Origin of the sequence: Pseudomonas sp. HD6515, assembly GCF_024971855.1 — a bacterium.
In the GTDB taxonomy this organism is placed as follows: Bacteria; Pseudomonadota; Gammaproteobacteria; order Pseudomonadales; family Pseudomonadaceae; genus Aquipseudomonas; species Aquipseudomonas alloputida.
In genome coordinates, this window is the sequence record NZ_CP079827.1 from 1,048,390 (window position 1) to 1,067,146 (window position 18,757).

Annotated in this window: 19 protein-coding genes; 13 read left to right on the top strand and 6 right to left on the bottom strand. The window is 61.8% G+C overall.

The genetic code is table 11. The annotated features are described in order from the left end of the window. Positions 1–49: 49 nt before the first annotated feature. Both KW568_RS04865 and KW568_RS04870 read right to left on the bottom strand, forming a co-directional pair. Positions 50–1,675 carry an ABC transporter substrate-binding protein gene (locus KW568_RS04865; RefSeq protein WP_004574406.1) on the bottom strand — a complete coding sequence of 542 codons (1,626 nt, stop codon included), beginning with the start codon at positions 1,673–1,675 and terminating at the stop codon, positions 50–52. Between the two features lie 380 nt (positions 1,676–2,055). Further along, complete coding sequence (locus KW568_RS04870; protein WP_003255248.1) at positions 2,056–2,772, bottom strand: SIMPL domain-containing protein; 717 nt, start codon at positions 2,770–2,772, stop codon at positions 2,056–2,058. Positions 2,773–2,974: 202 nt separating this feature from the next. Between KW568_RS04870 and KW568_RS04875 the strand changes: the two genes are divergently transcribed. From KW568_RS04875 to KW568_RS04905, 7 genes are all read left to right on the top strand, one after another. Then, on the top strand, positions 2,975–4,231 hold the full coding sequence (locus KW568_RS04875) for an ATP-binding protein (RefSeq protein ID WP_003255246.1): 1,257 nt from the start codon (positions 2,975–2,977) through the stop codon (positions 4,229–4,231). Next, positions 4,231–4,791, top strand: coding sequence for a response regulator transcription factor (locus KW568_RS04880; RefSeq protein ID WP_003255244.1), 561 nt, complete (start codon positions 4,231–4,233; stop codon positions 4,789–4,791). Before KW568_RS04875 ends, KW568_RS04880 begins: the two co-directional genes overlap by 1 nt. 108 nt (positions 4,792–4,899) lie before the next feature. Beyond that, the gene (locus tag KW568_RS04885; protein WP_003255243.1) at positions 4,900–5,979 is read left to right on the top strand and encodes a serine hydrolase; all 1,080 of its coding nucleotides are present in this window, start codon (positions 4,900–4,902) and stop codon (positions 5,977–5,979) included. After that, complete coding sequence (locus KW568_RS04890; protein WP_004574417.1) at positions 5,976–6,272, top strand: hypothetical protein; 297 nt, start codon at positions 5,976–5,978, stop codon at positions 6,270–6,272. Before KW568_RS04885 ends, KW568_RS04890 begins: the two co-directional genes overlap by 4 nt. 44 nt (positions 6,273–6,316) lie before the next feature. Continuing rightward, positions 6,317–6,898, top strand: coding sequence for a YceI family protein (locus KW568_RS04895; protein ID WP_004574419.1), 582 nt, complete (start codon positions 6,317–6,319; stop codon positions 6,896–6,898). A gap of 1 nt (position 6,899) precedes the next feature. After that, on the top strand, positions 6,900–8,057 hold the full coding sequence (locus tag KW568_RS04900) for a phosphatidylserine/phosphatidylglycerophosphate/cardiolipin synthase family protein (protein WP_004574420.1): 1,158 nt from the start codon (positions 6,900–6,902) through the stop codon (positions 8,055–8,057). A 51-nt stretch (positions 8,058–8,108) separates the two neighbouring features. Beyond that, positions 8,109–8,687 carry a DJ-1/PfpI family protein gene (locus KW568_RS04905; protein ID WP_003255238.1) on the top strand — a complete coding sequence of 193 codons (579 nt, stop codon included), beginning with the start codon at positions 8,109–8,111 and terminating at the stop codon, positions 8,685–8,687. Positions 8,688–8,717: 30 nt separating this feature from the next. Here the strand turns inward: KW568_RS04905 and KW568_RS04910 are convergent, their stop codons facing one another. Beyond that, positions 8,718–9,116 carry a nuclear transport factor 2 family protein gene (locus KW568_RS04910; protein WP_003255237.1) on the bottom strand — a complete coding sequence of 133 codons (399 nt, stop codon included), beginning with the start codon at positions 9,114–9,116 and terminating at the stop codon, positions 8,718–8,720. 115 nt (positions 9,117–9,231) lie between these two features. Here KW568_RS04910 and KW568_RS04915 point away from each other — a divergent pair, with 115 nt between their 5' ends. After that, the gene (locus KW568_RS04915) at positions 9,232–9,822 is read left to right on the top strand and encodes a GNAT family N-acetyltransferase (RefSeq protein WP_003255235.1); all 591 of its coding nucleotides are present in this window, start codon (positions 9,232–9,234) and stop codon (positions 9,820–9,822) included. Continuing rightward, positions 9,819–10,691, top strand: a complete 873-nt coding sequence (locus KW568_RS04920; RefSeq protein WP_004574425.1) for a carbon-nitrogen hydrolase family protein — start codon at positions 9,819–9,821, stop codon at positions 10,689–10,691. The genes KW568_RS04915 and KW568_RS04920 overlap by 4 nt, the downstream gene beginning before the upstream one ends. A 118-nt stretch (positions 10,692–10,809) precedes the next feature. Here KW568_RS04920 and KW568_RS04925 read toward each other — a convergent pair whose 3' ends face one another. Both KW568_RS04925 and KW568_RS04930 read right to left on the bottom strand, forming a co-directional pair. Next, positions 10,810–12,333: a fumarate hydratase gene (locus KW568_RS04925; RefSeq protein WP_003255232.1), complete on the bottom strand. Its 1,524-nt coding sequence runs from the start codon at positions 12,331–12,333 to the stop codon at positions 10,810–10,812. A 348-nt stretch (positions 12,334–12,681) separates the two neighbouring features. After that, the gene (locus KW568_RS04930; protein ID WP_004574427.1) at positions 12,682–13,929 is read right to left on the bottom strand and encodes a hypothetical protein; all 1,248 of its coding nucleotides are present in this window, start codon (positions 13,927–13,929) and stop codon (positions 12,682–12,684) included. Between the two features lie 178 nt (positions 13,930–14,107). Here KW568_RS04930 and KW568_RS04935 point away from each other — a divergent pair, with 178 nt between their 5' ends. Then, positions 14,108–15,028, top strand: coding sequence for an iron-sulfur-binding ferredoxin reductase (locus KW568_RS04935; protein ID WP_004574428.1), 921 nt, complete (start codon positions 14,108–14,110; stop codon positions 15,026–15,028). Positions 15,029–15,070: 42 nt separating this feature from the next. Here the strand turns inward: KW568_RS04935 and KW568_RS04940 are convergent, their stop codons facing one another. After that, positions 15,071–15,799 (bottom strand): phosphatase PAP2 family protein, encoded by a 729-nt coding sequence (locus KW568_RS04940; RefSeq protein WP_004574430.1) that lies wholly within the window; start codon positions 15,797–15,799, stop codon positions 15,071–15,073. A 183-nt stretch (positions 15,800–15,982) separates the two neighbouring features. Here KW568_RS04940 and colR point away from each other — a divergent pair, with 183 nt between their 5' ends. The 3 genes from colR (at position 15,983) to KW568_RS04955 (ending at position 18,754) form a co-directional block, all read left to right on the top strand. Continuing rightward, entirely contained in the window at positions 15,983–16,666 is a 684-nt protein-coding gene (colR, locus tag KW568_RS04945) for a two-component system response regulator ColR (RefSeq protein WP_003255215.1), read from the top strand. Next, entirely contained in the window at positions 16,656–17,966 is a 1,311-nt protein-coding gene (locus KW568_RS04950) for a HAMP domain-containing sensor histidine kinase (RefSeq protein ID WP_003255212.1), read from the top strand. The genes colR and KW568_RS04950 overlap by 11 nt, the downstream gene beginning before the upstream one ends. 107 nt (positions 17,967–18,073) lie before the next feature. Continuing rightward, positions 18,074–18,754: a class I SAM-dependent methyltransferase gene (locus KW568_RS04955; RefSeq protein WP_003255211.1), complete on the top strand. Its 681-nt coding sequence runs from the start codon at positions 18,074–18,076 to the stop codon at positions 18,752–18,754. Positions 18,755–18,757 lie beyond the last annotated feature (3 nt).

Here is an 18,757-nt window from a genome sequence, read left to right on the forward strand (position 1 = left end):
GTGGCAAGGAGGGAGGGGCACCCGCCGCTCAGCGGGTGCCACGGTCAGCCTATTTGTCCACGCTGACGCCGTAGAAGGCGTTCAGCGCGAATGGGCTGATCTTGAAGTCCTTCACCTTGGCGCTCATGGGCTGGTAGACGGTGGAGTGGGCGATCGGGGTGATCGGTACCTGCTCCTTGAGGATGTGCTGCGCCTTCTGGTACAGCTCGGTGCGCTTGGCCTGGTCGGACGTGGCCTTGGCCTGCTTGATCAGGTCGTCATAGGGTTTGTAGCACCACTTGGAGAAGTTGTTGCCATCGACGGCATCGCAACCGTAGAGGGTACCCAGCCAGTTGTCCGGGTCACCATTGTCACCGCTCCAGCCAATCAGCATGGCACCCTGTTCGCCACCTTTGGAGCGCTTGATGTACTCGCCCCATTCATAACTGACGATCTTCGCCTTGATACCGATCTTGGCCCAGTCGGACTGGAGCATTTCAGCCATTAGTTTGGCATTGGGGTTGTACGGGCGTTGCACGGGCATGGCCCACAGGGTGATTTCGGTGCCTTCCTTGATGCCGGCTTCCTTGAGCAGTTGCTTGGCTTTCCCGGGGTCGAAGGCGGCGTCCTTGATGCTGTCGTCATAAGACCACTGTGTGGGCGGCATGGCGTTGACCGCCAGCTGGCCGGCGCCCTGGTACACCGACTCGATGATCTTTTTCTTGTCCACGGCCATGTCCAGCGCCTGTCGGACTTTCAGCTGGGCCATGGGGTTGGCCTCGTTGCTGCCCTTGATCTTGTCCATCACGTTGTAGGCGATATAGCCGAGGTTGAAACCGGCCTGCTGCGGCATTTGCAGGTTCTTGTCGGCTTTTAGCGGCTCGATGTCGGCCGGGCGTGGGAACAGGGTGACCTGGCACTCGTTCTTTTTAAGCTTCTGCATGCGCACCGAGGCGTCGGTGGTGATGGCAAAGATCAGGTTGTCGATCTTCACGTCCTCGGGCTTCCAGTAGTCCTTGTTGCCCTTGAAGCGGATCTGCGCGTCCTTCTGGTACTTGCTGAACACGAACGGGCCGGTGCCGATCGGCTTCTGGTTGATGTCGGCGGCCTTGCCATTCTTGAGCAACTGGTCGGCGTATTCGGCGGACTGGATCGAGGCAAAGCTCATGGCCAGGTTCTGGATGAACGCGGCGTCCACCTCGTTGAGGGTGAACTTAACCGTGTGCTCGTCAAGCTTCTCCACCTTGGCAATGTTCTTGTCCATGCCCATGTCGGTGAAGTATGGAAACTCGGTGGGGTACGCCTTGCGGAACGGGTTGTCCTTGTCGAGCATGCGGTTGAAGGTGAACAGCACGTCGTCGGCGTTGAACGGGCGACTGGGCTTGAAGTAGTCGGTGGTGTGGAACTTGACCCCTTCACGCAGGTGGAAGGTGTAGGTCTTGCCGTCGTCGGACACTTCCCATTTGGTCGCCAGGCCCGGGATGACCGCAGTGCCGCCGCGCTCGAACTGGGTCAGGCGGTTGAACACGGTCTCTGCCGAGGCGTCGAAGTCGGTCCCGGTGGTGTACTGCCCCGGATCGAAGCCGGCTGGGCTGCCTTCGGAGCAGAACACCAGGTTGGATGCGGCAACGGCCGACGGTGCGCCGCTGAGCAAGCCTGCACCCAGCAGGAACGGAATGACTGCGTGTTTGAGCATGGTGGCCTCATTGTTGTCATTTTTTGGATGAGGTGGCCTCGTGAGCCGACCTGCGGATACTTATGCAGGGGGTGTTCCCAATGCAACAGGTACAAGGATAGTTGGCGTCAGAAAAGTGGTACGACCGTACATGGATGTCGCATCGGTATAACTTTTGGCGAAGTTAAACGTTTGCGTAGGCAAAATGATGGCGTTTTGCGCGATGTTTCTAGGCAAGGGTAAACGTAGGACGCACCTTGATGGTGCGTAAGAAAGGTCTGAAAATCGTGAAAATGGCGCGTTCACCTGTAGGAGCGGGTTTACCCGCGAACACGGGCGAAGCCCGTGCCATCCACCGCCGTGTCTTGCTCGCGGGCTCCCACAGATGATGCGTGGACGCCTTATGGCATCTGCACTTCGATCAGGCCATCGGCATTCATGCTCACTTCACTGGTGCCCGCCTCGATATCTGGCGCCGGTGCTGCTTCATCAGCCCCCATGGCCTTCATTGCCATCGGCGCGCTACGCAAGTACGGGCGCGGGTAGCCGCTGCTGTTGAGGTTCAGGCTCACCACTTTGTAGCCTTTGCCACCCAGCGCTTCAGTCGCCAGTTGCGCGCGTGCCTTGAAGGCATCGACCGCATCCTTGAGCAGAGCATCCTCGCTGGCCTTGCGCGTGGCCGGGGCGATGGAGAAGTCCATGCCAGCCATTTTCAGCTCTTGCAACAAATCGGCGGTAAGCTGGGACAAGGCCGGGAAGTTGGCGCTTTCAAGGCGCAGTTCGGCGCGTTCGCGCCAGCCGGTAATTTTCTGGCCCTTGCTGTCATACACCGGGTAGCTGTTGCGGCTGCCTTGGCTGATCTTCACGTCCTTGACCTGGCGTGACTGCTGCACGGCCTTGTTCATGGTTTCGGTAATCTGCTTGGCGAGCTTGCCCGGGTCGCTGTTCTGCGCTTCGCTGTACAGGGTCACGACCATCAGGTCGCGCGCCACTTCCTTGCTGACTTCGGCACGCAGCGATACCTGGTTGAAGCGCGGTTCATCGGCGGCCAGTGCCGGCAGGCTGGCGAGCAGGCCGCAAGACATGATCAGGGCAGCGCCGCGACGTGGGATTTGCATGTGGTACTCCTTGGCATTTAAAGGCGTGGGGGCTGGTCATCCATTCCACGCATGGCCCATAAGACCGGCAACAGTGTAGTGGGTTCAAAAGTGCCATCATGAACCTGTGACAAAGTGTGGCGCTTTGCCGCATCGCTGCAGCGAGGCGCCCGGCTTCGGTATACTCCAGCCGATTTTTCTGGAGCACTCATCAGGAGAGCTCATGCTCGCCGCCGTACAACCGTTGTCCGCTACCCGCCAGAACCTCTGGCGCCTGACCGTCATTCGGGTCCTGGTCCTGGCTGCCCAGGCCGGCTCGGTGGGCGTTGCCTACTGGACCGAACTGCTGCCGTTGCCCTGGCTGTCACTGGCCGGCACCTTGGCCTTGTCTTCGTTGCTGTGTGCCTTCACGGCCCTGCGCCTGCGGCTGTCGCTGCCCGTCACCGAAATGGAGTACGCCCTGCAGCTGGCCTGTGACCTGCTGATCCACAGTGCCTTGCTGTATTACTCCGGCGGCTCGACCAACCCGTTCGTGTCGTATTACCTGGTGCCGCTGGCGATTGCCGCGGTGACCTTGCCGTGGCTGTATTCGCTGATCCTGTCGGGCATTGCGCTGACGGCCTACAGCTTGCTGCTGGTGCAGTTCTACCCGCTCGAAGGGCTGCCGATGGCGCGGGACAAGATGCAGGTCTACGGCATGTGGCTGAGCATTGCCCTGGCGGCGGCTGTGATCACCTTCTTTGCCGCGCGCATGGCCGAAGAGCTGCGCCGCCAGGAGCAGCTGCGTTCAGAGCGGCGTGAAGAAAGCCTGCGCGACGAGCAACTGCTGGCTGTGGCTACCCAGGCCGCCGGTGCCGCCCATGAACTGGGTACGCCGCTGGCGACCATGAGCGTGCTGATCAACGAAATGCGCCAGGACCACACCGACCCGCTGTTGCAGGAGGACCTGCAAATCCTCCAGGACCAGGTAAAGCTGTGCAAAGAGACCTTGCAACAGCTGGTGCGCGCAGCCGAAGCCAACCGGCGCCTGGCCATCGTGGAGCAGGATGTGACTGCCTGGCTGGACGAGGCGCTCAACCGCTGGCACCTGATGCGCCCGGAAGCCAGCTACCGCTTCCAGCGCCTGCGCGACGGCAAGGTGCCGCGTCTGGCGCCGCCGCCAGACCTGACCCAGGCGTTACTGAATCTGTTGAACAATGCCGCCGATGCCTGCCCTGATGATCTGGAGGTTCGCCTGGACTGGGACGCCCAGGACATCGTCATCAGTATCCGCGACCATGGTCCTGGTGTACCGCCAGCCATTGCCGAAGCCATTGGCAAACCTTTTATTACCACCAAGGGCAAAGGCTTCGGCCTGGGCCTGTTCTTGAGCAAGGCCAGCGTGACCCGTGCGGGCGGCTCGGTGAAACTCTATAGTCATGAACAGGGTGGCACCCTGACCGAACTGCGCCTGCCCTATGGCAAGCGAGGAGATGAATGATGAGCGAAGAAAACCAGGTCGAAAGCGAAGAGCTGCCGCACCTGCTGCTGGTGGATGACGATGCCACCTTCACCCGGGTCATGGCCCGGGCCATGAGCCGTCGCGGTTTCCGTGTGAGCACTGCCAGTTCTGCCGAAGAAGGCTTGATTCTGGCCCAGCAGGACCTGCCGGACTACGCCACGCTGGACCTGAAGATGGATGGCGACTCCGGCTTGGTGCTGCTGCCCAAGCTGCTGGAACTGGACCCAGAAATGCGCGTGGTGATCCTGACCGGGTACTCGAGCATTGCCACCGCAGTGGAGGCGGTCAAGCGCGGTGCCTGCAACTACCTGTGCAAGCCGGCTGACGCTGATGATGTGTTGGCAGCACTGCTGTCGGAGCACACCGACCTGGATACCCTGGTGCCGGAAAACCCGATGTCGGTCGATCGCCTGCAGTGGGAACATATCCAGCGCGTGCTGAACGAGCATGAAGGTAATATCTCGGCCACCGCGCGGGCGTTGGGCATGCACCGACGGACGTTGCAGCGCAAGCTGCAGAAGCGGCCGGTTCGGCGCTGATTCTGTATTGATGATGTTGGCCTGTTCGCGGGGGCATCCGCTCCTGCAACTGTGAGCGCGGGCTTGCCCGCGAAGGGCTGCAAAGCAGCCCCCATCAAGGCGAGCACGATGAAGGTACTGTTGGTCATCCTTGCGCTGGTTGCAGGTAGCGCCAAGGCGGAGGACTGGCCCGACCCGCAGTGGCAGAACGACCCCGCCACCCTCGACTGGCAGGCCGTCGACGCTTACGCCTTTCCTGCACGCTCCCCCTCGGAGCGCAGCGGCATCCGCACGGACGCTCTGCTGATCATCCGCGACGGGCGTATCCTCCACGAGCGCTACACCGCGCCCACCCGTGCCGCCACCGCGCACTTGACCTGGTCGGTAAGCAAGAGCGTACTGGCCACGATAATGGGCGTGGCCCAGGGCGAAGGCCGCTTCCAGCTGCAAGACCCGGTCAGCCGCTTCTATCCACCCATGCGCGCCCACCCCGGCGTGCGCGTGGCCGACCTGCTGCACTGGGCCAGTGGCCTCGAGTGGCAGGAAGACTACGAATACGCGCCGCTGAAGTCCTCGGTGGTGGCCATGCTGTATACCCGTGGCCGCGCAGACATGGCTGCCTACGCGGCGGCGCAGGGTGTTGCCGCCAGCCCCGGTCAGCGATTCCTCTACTCCAGCGGCGACAGCAACCTGCTGGCCGCCGCGCTGCGCGGCATGCTCGATGCCGGGCAGTACCCCGACTACCCCTGGCACGCACTGTTCACCCCGTTGGGTATCGGCAGTGCGGCGTGGGAGCGTGACCGGGCAGGCACCTACGTAGGCTCTTCCTATCTCTACCTCAGTGCCCGTGATTTGGCCCGTATTGGCCTGCTGATGCAGCGCGACGGGCGCTGGCAGGGCCGACAATTGCTGCCCAAGGCCTGGGTCGCCTTCAACCGCACCCCGTTTGCCCAGGCCCAAGCGCTGCCTGGTGAGGCCGTCCCTGGTGGCCATTGGTGGCTCAACCAGTCGCTGGCTGGCGCCGAGCGGCCTTGGCCCAGTGCACCGGCAGACACCTTCGCCGCCCTTGGCCACTGGGGGCAGGCGTTATATGTGCTGCCTGAGCAAAAGCTGGTGATCGTGCGCTACGCCGATGACCGCGACGGCAGCTATCGACACGACGAATTGCTCAAGCGGGTGCTGGCGGTACTGGCCGGGGAGGGGGCATGAAGCGGTTAGTGCTGCTGGCGCTGGCAGGGCTCCTGTACTGGGCCTGGCAGGAACGCCAGGCGCTGGCGGACTTCCCCGGCATACTCTCGGCCTACTCGGCCAAGGAATACTGTTCCTGCCGCTTTGTCATGGGCTTCGACAAGGTGTATTGCCAAGGGTACGTGAAGCAGTGGCTGCCACTGAGCCTGCTGGAGGAAAACAGCCAGCAGCAGCGAGTCACCGCTGAAGGCCTGGGGCGACGCAGCCAGGCGGCCTGGCAAGGCGCGCGTGAGGGCTGCCGCTTGCTGCCATGAATGCAGGCGGGTAAGGTTGGCGGCCTGGTTTCACGAGATCTGTCATGTTCAAGTTGCCCCGTCTGCTGCCTGCCTTATTGCTGGCTTTGTGCCTGCCCGCTCATGCCAATTGGCACCTGGATGGCGAATCCTCACGGCTGTCATTCATCACCGGCAAGAACGGCGACACCGCCGAAGTGCATCGCTTTCTGGTGTTGCATGGCACGGTCGATCGCAAGGGTATGGCCGGGTTGAGGATCGAGATGGACTCGGTGAGCAGTGGTATTCCGCTGCGTGACGAGCAAATGCGCGACAACCTGTTCGAGGTCGAGCGCTTCGCCGAGGCCACCGTGAAGGCGCAGATTGACCTGCAGCCGATCAATGACCTGGCCGACGGTGCACAGATCGAATTGCGCCTGCCGCTGACGGTCACCCTGCATGGCCAGTCGCACAGTTACAGTGTTCTGTTGCTGGCTACCCGCCTGGATGCGCGGCGCTTCCAGGTGGTGACCCTTGAGCCTCTGGTGCTGCGCGCCGAAGATTTTGGCTTGCTGCCGGGGCTGGAAAGCCTGCGCAAGTTCGCCAGGTTGAAGTCCATCAACCCGTCGGTACCGGTTAGCGCGGTGCTGATCTTCACTGCGCGCTGACATGGCGGGGCCGGTCTTCCCCTGGCGTGATGGCAATCAGTTCGAACTGCTTATCGACGGCCCTGTGTTTTTTCCGCGCATGCTCCAGGCGATCATGCGTGCCGAGTTCCAGGTTGACCTGGAGCTGTACCTGGTCGAGGCCGGGGCCTGTGCCGATGCAGTGGTCGACGCGCTGGAGCGGGCTGCCCGGCGTGGCGTACGGGTGCGGTGCCTGTTTGATGACTACGGTTCATTGGCCTTCAACAGCGCGTTGCGTCAGCGCCTGCTGGACGCTGGCGTGTACTTGCGCTGGTATAACCGCCTGCGCTGGAAGCGTGGCCTGCGTAATCTCTACCGTGATCATCGCAAATTGCTGCTGGTTGACGAACGTTGGGCCGTGGTGGGGGGGACGGGCGTTACCGACGAGTTCTGGACGCCCGGTGAGGCGACCAGCGAATGGCACGAAGTGATGGTGCAGATGCAGGGGCCGGTGGTGAGCGACTGGCAGTTGCTGTTTGACCGTCAGTGGCAAGCCAACAACCGCCGCACCGCCTGGCGCCCTGCTGAAGGCTTTGGTCTGCCGCGTCTGCCCAAGGTGCCTGCGCAGGGGCAGGGCATGGGCCGGGTCGCTTATGCCGACGCCCGCCAGCACCAGGACATCCTTCACGCGCTGGTACGGGCGCTGAACAGCGGCAAGAAACGGGTGTGGCTGGCCACGCCGTACTTCTTGCCGACCTGGAGCGTGCGCCGTTCATTGCGTCGGGCCGCCAGCAAGGGGCTCGACGTGCGTCTGTTGTTGACCGGTCCGCGCACCGATCACCCCTCGGTACGCTACGCCGGGCATCGGTACTACCCGCGTCTGTTGCGTGCGGGCGTGCGGATTTTCGAGTACCAGCCGTGCTTCCTGCACCTGAAGATGGCTGTGGTAGACGACTGGGTCAGCGTCGGTTCGTGCAACTTCGACCACTGGAACTTGCGCTTCAACCTTGAAGCCAACATCGAAGCGCTGGACCCGCCGTTGACAGCGGCGGTGGTGGCCAGCTTCGAGCGCGACTTCGCCCAGAGCGAAGAAGTCGACCTCGCCCACTGGCATGCGCGCCCTTTGTGGCGCAGGGTGAAGCAACGGATCTGGGGCTGGCTTGATCGGTTGGTGGTCAACTTCCTCGACCGCCGTGACTGACAGCGGCTATCGTGCAGTGACTATTCACAGTTAACCGAAGGAGTGGGCGAGATGACGGCGAAGAAAATTCTCATGCTGGTGGGCGACTACGTCGAAGATTACGAAGCGATGGTGCCGTTCCAGGCCTTGAGCATGGTGGGCCACACGGTGCATGCGGTGTGCCCGGAAAAGCTGGCGGGGCAGACCGTGCGTACCGCGATTCATGACTTTGAGGGTGAACAGACCTACAGCGAAAAGCCAGGGCACAATTTTGCCCTGAATTATGATTTCGTACGGGTGCGGCCCGAGAGTTATGACGCGCTGCTGATCCCAGGTGGCCGCGCGCCGGAGTACCTGCGCCTGAATGAAAAGGTGTTGGACCTGGTGCGGGCGTTCGACCAGGCCGGCAAGCCGATTGCGGCGGTGTGCCATGGGGCCCAGTTGCTGGCGGCGGCAGGGGTGCTGGAGGGGCGTGAGTGCAGCGCGTACCCGGCATGTGCGCCAGAAGTGCGCCTGGCGGGTGGCACGTTCATCGACATCGCGGTGGACCAGGCGCATGTGGATGGCAACCTGGTGACCGCACCGGCATGGCCCGCGCACCCGGCCTGGCTGGCGGCGTTCCTTCAAGTGCTGGGCACGCGTATTGTCTGACAGGCTTGATTGAATTGGCAGCGGGTTGCTTCAGGCAACCTGCTCAACCCAGTCATTGAGGTTGTAGTAGTTGGTCACCCGGGCAATCTTGCCACAGTGAATATAGAAGAACGCCCCCGCCGGCAGCACATAGGTTTGGCCGTTTGCTGTCGGCAACCCTTCGTCATCGGCCAGGTACTGGCCATGCACGGTGAACTCCGCCGCCGCGCGGCTGCCATCGGCGTTCTGCATCACCACGATGTCGGCCAGGCGCTCGCGGTAGCAGCGGTTCATCTTGTCCATGAACGCGGCGAACCTGGCCTTGCCCATCTGACGCTCGCCCTGGTTGATGTCGTGGATCACGTCTTCGCTGAGCAGCGCCAGAAAGCCCGGCATGTCACCCGCGTTGAAGGCGGCGTAGTAAGCATTTACCAGTTCGGTTGCGGTCATGGAACATTTCCTGTCGTGTAGGGAAAAGGCGGGTCGTTACCTCGGATGATAGGGTTTCCCCTCAAGCCCGGCTTAGCCGAGCGCGTCATCCACATCGACAAAACGACCGCCAAACATGGAAATACGCCTGTTGCACGGTGCCGCTATCGCGCCTTACATCGATGACCTCGCTCGCCTGCGCCTTACTGTGTTCCGCGAGTTCCCCTACCTGTACGACGGCACCCCGGAGTACGAGGCCGACTACCTGGCCAACTATGCCCGCTCCGGGCGCAGCCTGGTTGTGCTGGCGCTGGACGACGGCAAGGTGGTTGGCGCCTCTACCGGCCTGCCGTTGGTGGATGTCGCGCCCGAATTCCAGCAGCCATTCCTGGCCCAGGGGCGCGACCCGGCCAGTGTGTACTACTTCGGGGAGTCGCTGGTGTTGCCGGCATACCGCGGTCAGGGCCTGGGGGTTCGCTTCTTCATCGAGCGCGAGTCCTACGCACACAAACTGGCCGAGTTCGATTACTGCGCGTTCTGCGCGGTCGAGCGACCCGGTGCGCACCCGCGCCGGCCAGCCGAATACAAACCCCTGCACGGCTTCTGGCGCAACCGCGGCTTCCTGCACGACCCATCGCTGCGTACCACCTACGCCTGGCGCGACCTGGACGAGCAGGAAAGCTCCGACAAGCTGATGTCGTTCTGGCTCAAGGCACTGCCGATATGATCCGCCTGGCAGCCTGCCAGTACGCCATCGAGCTGCACGAAACCTGGGACGCCTACGCCGACCACCTGCAAGGCCTGTGCGCCGAAGCGGTGGAGGCGGGGGCACGCTTGCTGCTACTGCCGGAGTACGCCGGGCTGGTGCTGAGCGGCCAGCTGAATGCCGGGCAGCGGGAAGACCTGAAGGCTTCGATTGCCGGCATTCAGCCGCTGATCGAACCCTGGAAAGCGTTGTGCGAGAGCCTTGCCCGACGCTGGGGGATCTACTTGCAACCGGGCAGTGTGCCGGTGCTGGACAACGATGGGCGCTACCGCAACCGTGCCTGGCTGTTCGGCCCCCAAGGTGTGCTGGGTTATCAGGACAAACTGATGATGACCCGCTTCGAGCACGAGCAGTGGGACATCGCTGCAGGCCAGGGGCTGCAGGTGTTCGAAACCGAACTGGGGCGCTTGGGCATTCTGATCTGCTACGACAACGAGTTCCCGATGCTGGCCCGCCGCTTGGCCGAGTGTGGTGCCGACCTGATCCTGGCGCCGAGTTGTACCGATACCGAGGCCGGTTACCACCGGGTGCGTATTGGCGCCCAGGCGCGAGCCCTGGAGAACCAGATTGCCGTGTTGCAGAGCCCTACGGTGGGCGTGGCGCCCTGGTCGCCGGCATTGGACGAGAATATCGGCCGGGCAGGCTTGTTCGTACCGCCGGATCACGGGATGCCGGGGGATGGGGTGGTGGCGTTGAGTGAGCAGTTGAACCCGGACTGCAGCCAGTGGCTGGTGTGCGAGGTAGATCTGCAGGAAGTACGGCGGGTGAGGCGGGAAGGGCAGGTGTTTACCTGGCGGGACTGGCCGGAGCAGTTCGAAAGAGTCCTGTGATGACAGTGCGGCCTCTTCGCGGGCAAGGCCGCCCCACAGGTAACGCGTAGCCTTCTGGCTTGCGCTGTACGTGTGGGAGCGGGCCTGCCCGCGAAGCCGCCGCCGCAGTTACATCAGGTTACTTCACTTCGACGGCCAGGCTTTCGGCAATCTTGCTCTGCCACAGGGCAGGGCCAGTGATGTGTACCGACTCGCCGTTGCTGTCCACAGCGACGGTCACCGGCATGTCCTTGACCTCGAACTCGTAGATCGCTTCCATGCCCAGCTCGGCGAAGGCCAGTACCTTCGACTTGCGGATGGCCTGGGCGACCAGGTAGGCAGCGCCGCCAACAGCCATCAGGTACACGGCCTTGTTGTCCTTGATCGCCTCGATGGCGGTCGGGCCACGCTCGGACTTGCCGATCATGCCCAGCAGGCCAGTCTGCTCAAGGATCTGGCGGGTGAACTTGTCCATACGGGTAGCAGTGGTCGGGCCGGCTGGGCCTACCACTTCGTCACCCACCGGGTCGACCGGGCCGACGTAGTAGATGAAGCGGCCTTTCAGGTCTACCGGCAGCTCTTCACCACGGTTGAGCATTTCAACCATGCGCTTGTGCGCGGCATCGCGGCCGGTCAGCATCTTGCCGTTGAGCAGGATGGTTTCGCCCGGCTTCCAGCTGGCCACTTCTTCCGGAGTAATGTCGTCGAGGTTGACGCGACGGGCGCTTGGGCCGGCTTCCCAGACGATTTCCGGGTAGGCGTCCAGCGACGGCGCTTCCAGTTCTGCCGGGCCGGTGCCATCAAGCACGAAGTGGGCGTGGCGGGTAGCGGCGCAGTTGGGGATCATGCACACCGGCAAGGACGCCGCGTGGGTCGGGTAATCCATGATCTTGACGTCGAGCACGGTGGTCAGGCCACCCAGGCCCTGGGCGCCGATGCCCAGCTGGTTGACCTTGTCGAACAGCTCCAGGCGGATTTCTTCCAGGCGGTTCTGTGGGCCACGGGCTTTCAGTTCGTGAATGTCGATGGACTCCATCAACACTTCCTTGGCCATGACCGCGGCCTTCTCGGCGGTACCGCCGATGCCGATGCCGAGCATGCCAGGCGGGCACCAGCCAGCACCCATGGTCGGCACGGTTTTCAGTACCCAGTCGACGATCGAGTCGGACGGGTTGAGCATGGCCATCTTCGACTTGTTTTCCGAGCCGCCGCCCTTGGCTGCGACATCGACTTCCACCTTGTCGCCGGGGACGATGGAGTAGTGGATCACTGCCGGGGTGTTGTCCTTGGTGTTCTTGCGGGCACCGGCCGGGTCGGCCAGGATCGAAGCGCGCAGGACGTTTTCAGGCAGGTTGTAGGCGCGACGCACACCTTCGTTGATCATGTCGTCGACACTCATGGTGGCGCCGTCCCAGCGCACGTCCATGCCCACGCGGATGAACACGGTGACGATACCGGTGTCCTGGCAGATTGGACGATGGCCGGTGGCGCACATGCGCGAGTTGATCAGGATCTGGGCGATGGAATCGCGTGCAGCAGGCGATTCCTCACGCAGATAGGCCTCGTGCATGGCCTGGATGAAATCGACGGGGTGGTAGTACGAGATGAATTGCAGGGCGTCGGCGACGCTCTGAATCAGGTCGTCTTGCTTGATCACGGTCATGCAGCGCGCTCCTCTTAAAGACGGGAACATTCAAAAAGACGCTCGACATAGCCGACCAGCACGTCGAAGCGCCTTGCAAGGCGCCGGCAGGTCAGGCCGACGGAAAAAGGCGCGGCAGTATAGCGCGCATCCGTGCCCGGCACACCTGCGGCCGGTCTGGACCATGGTCGGTAACGGGCAGGCATGGTTTTTCTGCCAAGCGTGACGTCGCAGGCGACAGGTATCCAAGAGGCTGAGTGGTGATAGGGGGTGAGCCGACTGAAGAATATGGAGGGTACAGGCCGAGCTCGTGCACGGGTTAAGGTGAACTCGGCCTTTGATCACTACAACGTAGCAGAGGTGATGGGGTCAACTGTCCGTGTTGCAACGGAGTAAAAAGCCCAAGCGGGCACGACCGGACTCGAAATCGATTCCGCAGATGATGGTTTTGCCATTCACTTCGGCGCTGGAACTCCAGGCAACTTCGACGCTGTCACCCAATGCAATGCGTCCCCAGCCGCGGTTTTCACCAAATGCTGTGTCAGGAGTTCCGTCAAGGTTGAAGCGCCCGACGACGACATCAGCTTCTTCACCGCCTAACGTGGAACCGGTGGTGATAATTTTCTCCAAGGAACGGTTGACGTATCCGCTTGTCCACTGCCCGCCCTCACCACCAAAATCGGTGGCGCCACCGAAGCCGGGGATTTTCGAGCCGCTGCGCGTAAAGGCCGTCAGGTAGCCTTTTTGCAGGCCCTCCGAGGCGATGCAAACGATACTGCCTTCATCATTCAGCGTATCCAGATCATGGAAATACAAGCCGCTCGCGAGCTCCGATAGTAAATACCCATTCGCACAAAACTCTCCATCTTCCAACCCCGTGTCTTTCAAGCAGAGTATGTAGGGGCCACTGTCGCCATTGATTGTAGTGAAGCCGCAGACATAGATTTTTCTGCCTGTGATCAAGCAGACTCTCCCGGAGCTTTCGGAACATAGAGGAGGGGTCAGGAATTTATATCCAACCTTATTGAAGCTGGTGTCGTAATCTCCGTCGAAGTTGAACTTCATCAGCACGCTGAGTGACCAGGGGTACTGGTAGGTGACAAAAACTCCGTCTGCGCTGGATATGCTGGTGAGGGTCGGTGCCGCTGCCGGCTTCGTTGTCGGATTTGTTGAGGACTTCGGAGGTGCCGGGGGCAGTTCGATGACTTTGTGTCCATGGCTGCCGAATCGGGTGTCCAACTGCCCGTTCGCAGTGAAACGAGCCAGCGCCGGAAAATGCAAGTTGGTCGATGGGTCGTGGTAGAGGCCTGTGATGATGATGTGCTCGCCGTGCAGATGAATGCCTCCGGCTGTAGAGTTGAAGCCCTCTTTGAAGGTTCCGGTAGCCAAGCCGCCTTTGCCAAACGTAGTATCCAGTTTCCCGTTGTGGTCTATGCGCATGAGCGCATAACCCATCGCCTCGCCAATACGGGTCTCCCCCACGCACAGGCGCCATTTATCATGTTTGACTGAGACTATTGAGGCGTTTATTGCCACCACGTCCGGGTCTGGATGAACAATGCCTTGTTCGCCGTAGCTAGGGTCTAATAGTTCTGACTTTATAGATGTGAATTTCATGATGGGTACCTCCACGCTTGAGGAGATCCCAGCGTGATGTGTTAACCATCAAGGTTAAACTGTCAAATTTGTCAGTTGACACTCAATTCGTTGATTGTAAAAAATAATTCTGCCGTCGCTGTGGTACATTCGCCATGAAACCCGCCGTCAGGTTCCTTGTTTTGGAGAAACTGTAATCATGCCCATAATCTATGTGGGCTTGCGCCGTTGGACTGTGCCCATTGGCAGCAACCTGCTCGATGCCCTCAACGAGGCGGGGCTGAATGTGCCTTACAGTTGCCGTGCTGGTAGTTGCCACGCCTGCCTGGTGCGCTGCCTGGAAGGGCAACCGGCAGACGCATTGCCCGAGGCATTGGCATTGGAGAAACACGCCCAGGGCTGGCGTCTGGCTTGCCAGTGCCGGGTGGTCGAGGACCTGCGTGTGGCGTTGTACGACCCCCAGCAGGGTGGCGTACCGGCACAGGTCTGTGCGTTGGACTGGTTTGGCGATGTATTGCGCCTGCGGTTGCGCCCCGATCGGGTGGTGCGTTACCAGGCGGGGCAGCACGTGGTGCTGTGGCTAGGCGCGGTTGCTCGGCCTTATTCCTTGGCCAGCCTGCCGGGTGAGGACGATTTTCTCGAGTTTCATATCGATTGTCAGCGGCCTGGTGCCTTTTGCGACAAGGCGCGTGGTCTGCAGGTCGGCGATCAGATGCGTTTGGGGGAGTTCAGAGGCGGAGCCCTTCATTACGACCCTGATTGGCAGGAGCGGCCGCTGTGGTTGCTGGCTGCGGGAACCGGGCTGGCGCCGCTCTGGGGTATCTTGCGCGAAGCGTTGCGCCGGGGGCATCGGGGCGAAATCCGGGTGGTGCATGTGGCGCGGGATCCGGCTGGGCACTATCTGGCGGAGAAGCTGCTGGAGCTGCCCGGGGTGAGTGTCGAGCTGGTGCTGGTGGAGCATGTGGATGAAGCGTTGGCTGGGATGCGGCTGTTGTCGCGCCAGACGGTGGCGCTGCTGTGTGGGGCACCGGCGAGTGTCGAGCGGTTTGCCCGGCGGATGTTCATGGCAGGGGTACCGCGGGGGCAGGTGTTTGCTGATGTGTTCGTCGAGCATGCCTGAGGGTCGCCTTGAAGTGCGAAGGGCCGCAAAGCGGCCCCTCTTTCATGCGGCGCTGCGCTCGGCGACGGGTACCTCGGCCAGCCCCCGCCGATAGAGAACCAGGTAATACGACCCCAATCCGATCAACCAGCAGAACACTGCCGTCCACATATTGTGCGACAGGAAGTGCGCCCCCTGCATCATCCTGCCCACCGACAGTACCGACCCTGCTATCAAGGCCACTGCAAGCGCCACCCGCGCCAGGCGCGGCTTGCGATCACGCAGCATGAAGAACAAGGCGAACAGGCAGAAACCGGTCGCTGCATGCCCGCCCGGCCAGCACAGGCCAGGCTTGTCGGTAGGCGGCCGTGGTTCCAGCAGCTTGCTGTAGGTTTCGGTGCCGCCAAACTGGGTCAGGCTCCAAGGGCACTGCACCTGGGTGACTTTTTTCAGCGGTGTGACAAACGCCGTGGACAAGCCCAGTGCCAGCGCCAGGCAGCCCAGTTCACGGCGCCAGCCAAACAGGCGCTTCCAGAAAAAGCTCGCGGCAAAGGTCAGCAGCGATATCACCCCCAACAGGATCACCACTTGCTTGACCCGGTCATGCAGGATGTTTTCCAGCAGGTAACTGTGGCGGCCAATGAACTGCCCGACAGCGGGGTCGAAGAACAGGTTGGCGACATCCATGTCGACTGAAGTCAGCTCCAGCAGGATCAAGGCCAGCGCAGTCGCCAGGGGAATTCCCAGGTACAGCCAATAGTTGATCGGGCGAGGGGAGGTGCGTTGCTGCATGACGGCTCCAGGGCGCGAAAAAGATCGGGTATTGTCGGCCGCCCGCTATCCTGTGTCCGTGAAGGATCAGTGAAAAAACCGTCAAGTGCGGTGAATTTTCCCTAGGGCTGGCACCGTGCAGGCATAGGCCTTAAGCTGCGCCTGCCGCGCACCACAGCGAAGAGCGCCGCACAGGAGAAACCGATGCGCATTCTTTTGGTTGAAGACAACCGCGATATCCTGGCCAACCTGGCCGATTACCTGGGCATGAAAGGCTACACCGTCGACTGTGCCCAGGATGGCCTGTCCGGGCTGCATTTGGCCGCCACCGAACACTACGACCTGATCGTACTCGACATCATGCTGCCAGGCATCGATGGCTACACCCTGTGCAAGCGCTTGCGTGAAGATGCCCGCCGTGACACGCCGGTGATCATGCTCACTGCCCGTGACCAGCTGGACGACCGCCTGCAGGGCTTCCGCTCTGGGGCTGACGACTACCTGCTCAAGCCATTTGCCTTGTCGGAGCTGGCGGCGCGCATCGAAGCGGTGCTGCGCCGTGCCCAGGGCGGTGGGCGCCGCACCCTCCAGGTGGCTGACCTGAGCTACGACCTCGATACCCTTGAGGTAACCCGCCAGGGGCGCCTGCTGAAGCTTAACCCGGTCGGCCTCAAGCTGCTGGCGGTACTGATGCAGAAAAGCCCGCACGTACTGCGCCGCGAGGTGCTGGAAGAAGCCTTGTGGGGCGATGACTGCCCCGATAGCGACAGCCTGCGCAGCCATGTGCATCAGTTGCGCCAGGTGATCGACAAACCGTTTGAAAAACCGTTGCTGCATACCGTCCATGGCGTCGGCTATCGCCTCGCCGAGGGCCGCGATGGAGTTTAAGCAAAGCCTTGCCCAGCGCATCATCATCGCCTTTGCCCTGATGAGTGCGCTGGTGGCCGGGGCCTTCGCATTCGGTATCGTTGGCACGGTGCACCTGGTCGAAGAGCGACTGATTTCCTCGGTACTGGGCGGTGACCTGCAGCGCCTGCTGCGTATGGACAGCGTCAGTGACTGGAGTCATCGGCCTCGTCCAGACCAGCTGTTCTATTTCAGCGGCGGGCGTGACGACTTCGAGCTGCCCAAGGACCTGCGGCACCTCGACCGCGGTTTCCACGAAGTGTTCCGAGACCAGCTGTCCTACCACGCCATGGTTGAGATCGTCGATGGTCGCCGTTATGTACTGCTGCAGGACCAGAGCGACTTCGAGGAGCGCGAGCGCGTACTGTTTGCCGTGGTTGTGGTGGGCTTCGTGCTCAGCCTGGTGTTGGCGGTCATCCTTGGCTGGCTGGTTGCACGTCGGGTAATGGCACCGGTCATCCGCCTGGCGCGTCAGGTGCGCCACCGCGATCAACTACTGGGCCTGGCCCCGCCGCTGGCTCCGGATTATGCGGCGGACGAAGTCGGCCAGCTTGCAGTGGCTTTCGACGACACCCTGGGCCGCCTGCGTGATGCGCTGACCCGCGAGCGGCTGTTCACCAGCGACGTCAGCCACGAGCTGCGCACGCCTTTGATGGTGTTGGCGACCTCGTGTGAGCTTCTGATGGAAAACCCCGGCCTCGATGCCCGTGCGCGTAGCCAGGTGGAGCGCGTGGCGCGGGCCACCGAAGAAATGCGCGAGCTGGTCAAGACCTTCCTTATGTTGGCCCGCGCGCAGCGTGATGAGGGGGCAGTGGCGTCACGGGCGACCCTGCGCGAAGTGGCCGACGAGCTCATCGGGGTGTGGCGCGACACCATCGAACAGAAAGGCCTCACCCTGTATTTCGATGGCCGCGTGAGCGCTAGCCCTGTGCTGTACAACGCCACCTTCCTGCAGTCGGTGATGGGCAACCTGCTGCGCAATGCGGCGCACTACACCGACAGTGGGTATATCCGCCTGAGCCTGGAAGCCAACGGTTTCAGCGTAGAGGACAGCGGCGTGGGTATCCCCGAAGAGCAGCGTGAGGCCATGTTCAGGCCGTTCGTGCGCGGCGATGAACGGCGTGGCGAGGGCCTGGGGCTAGGGCTTTCGCTGGTGCAGCGGATCTGTGACGACCAGGGTTGGCGTGTCACCCTGACATCCACCTTGCCGCATGGCTGCCGCTTCCAGGTGGACCTGAGCAACACCGTGGCCAAAGGCGACCCGGACGCCCTGGCCGAGTAATTTCTTGTATCAGGTCAAATGGTGTTCAACGTTTTTTTCACATTGGCATGACCTGATTCCAACGCTTGCATACCTAATGTGGGCGCAATGGAGTCAGGAGATGTCCAATGCGTAGCCCCATCAAGCTTGAATTTTCCGAGAAGTACGACAAAGACCATGCGCGCGAGTACTTTCTCAAGCACCAGGACGGCCTGGCGCGACGCCTTTCCCACAAGCGAGATGAGCAGTTGGCGCGCCGCGCCCTGGCATTGGCGGGCGAGCCTGGTTTGGTACTGGACCTGCCATGCGGAGCGGGCCGTTTCTGGCCGCTGTTGGCGGAAAAGCCCAATCGGGTAATCATCGGTGCCGACAACTCCGAGGCCATGATCGAGACCGCCTGTGCGGCGCAACCGCCAGAAGTGGTGGCACGGGTACGGCCTTTGCAGACTTCGGCATTTGCCATCGACCTGCCAGATAACGCCGTGGACAGCATTTTCTGCATGCGCCTGTTCCATCACATTGGCGAGGCAGCGCACAGAAAGACCATTCTTTCGGAATTTCAACGGGTTAGCCGTGATAGCGTGATCCTGTCACTGTGGGTGGATGGCAACTTCAAGGCCTGGCGCCGGAAAAAGCTGGAGCAGCGCCGTAGCGCCAAGGCCGAACAGGATAATTACCAGAACCGTTTCGTGTTACCTGCCGAAACGGTCGAAGAAGAATTCAGGGCCGCCGGCTTCAGAATCCAGGAACGCCTGGACTTCCTGCCGTTCTATGCCATGTGGCGGGTCTATGTATTGCGTAAGGGGTAGTGT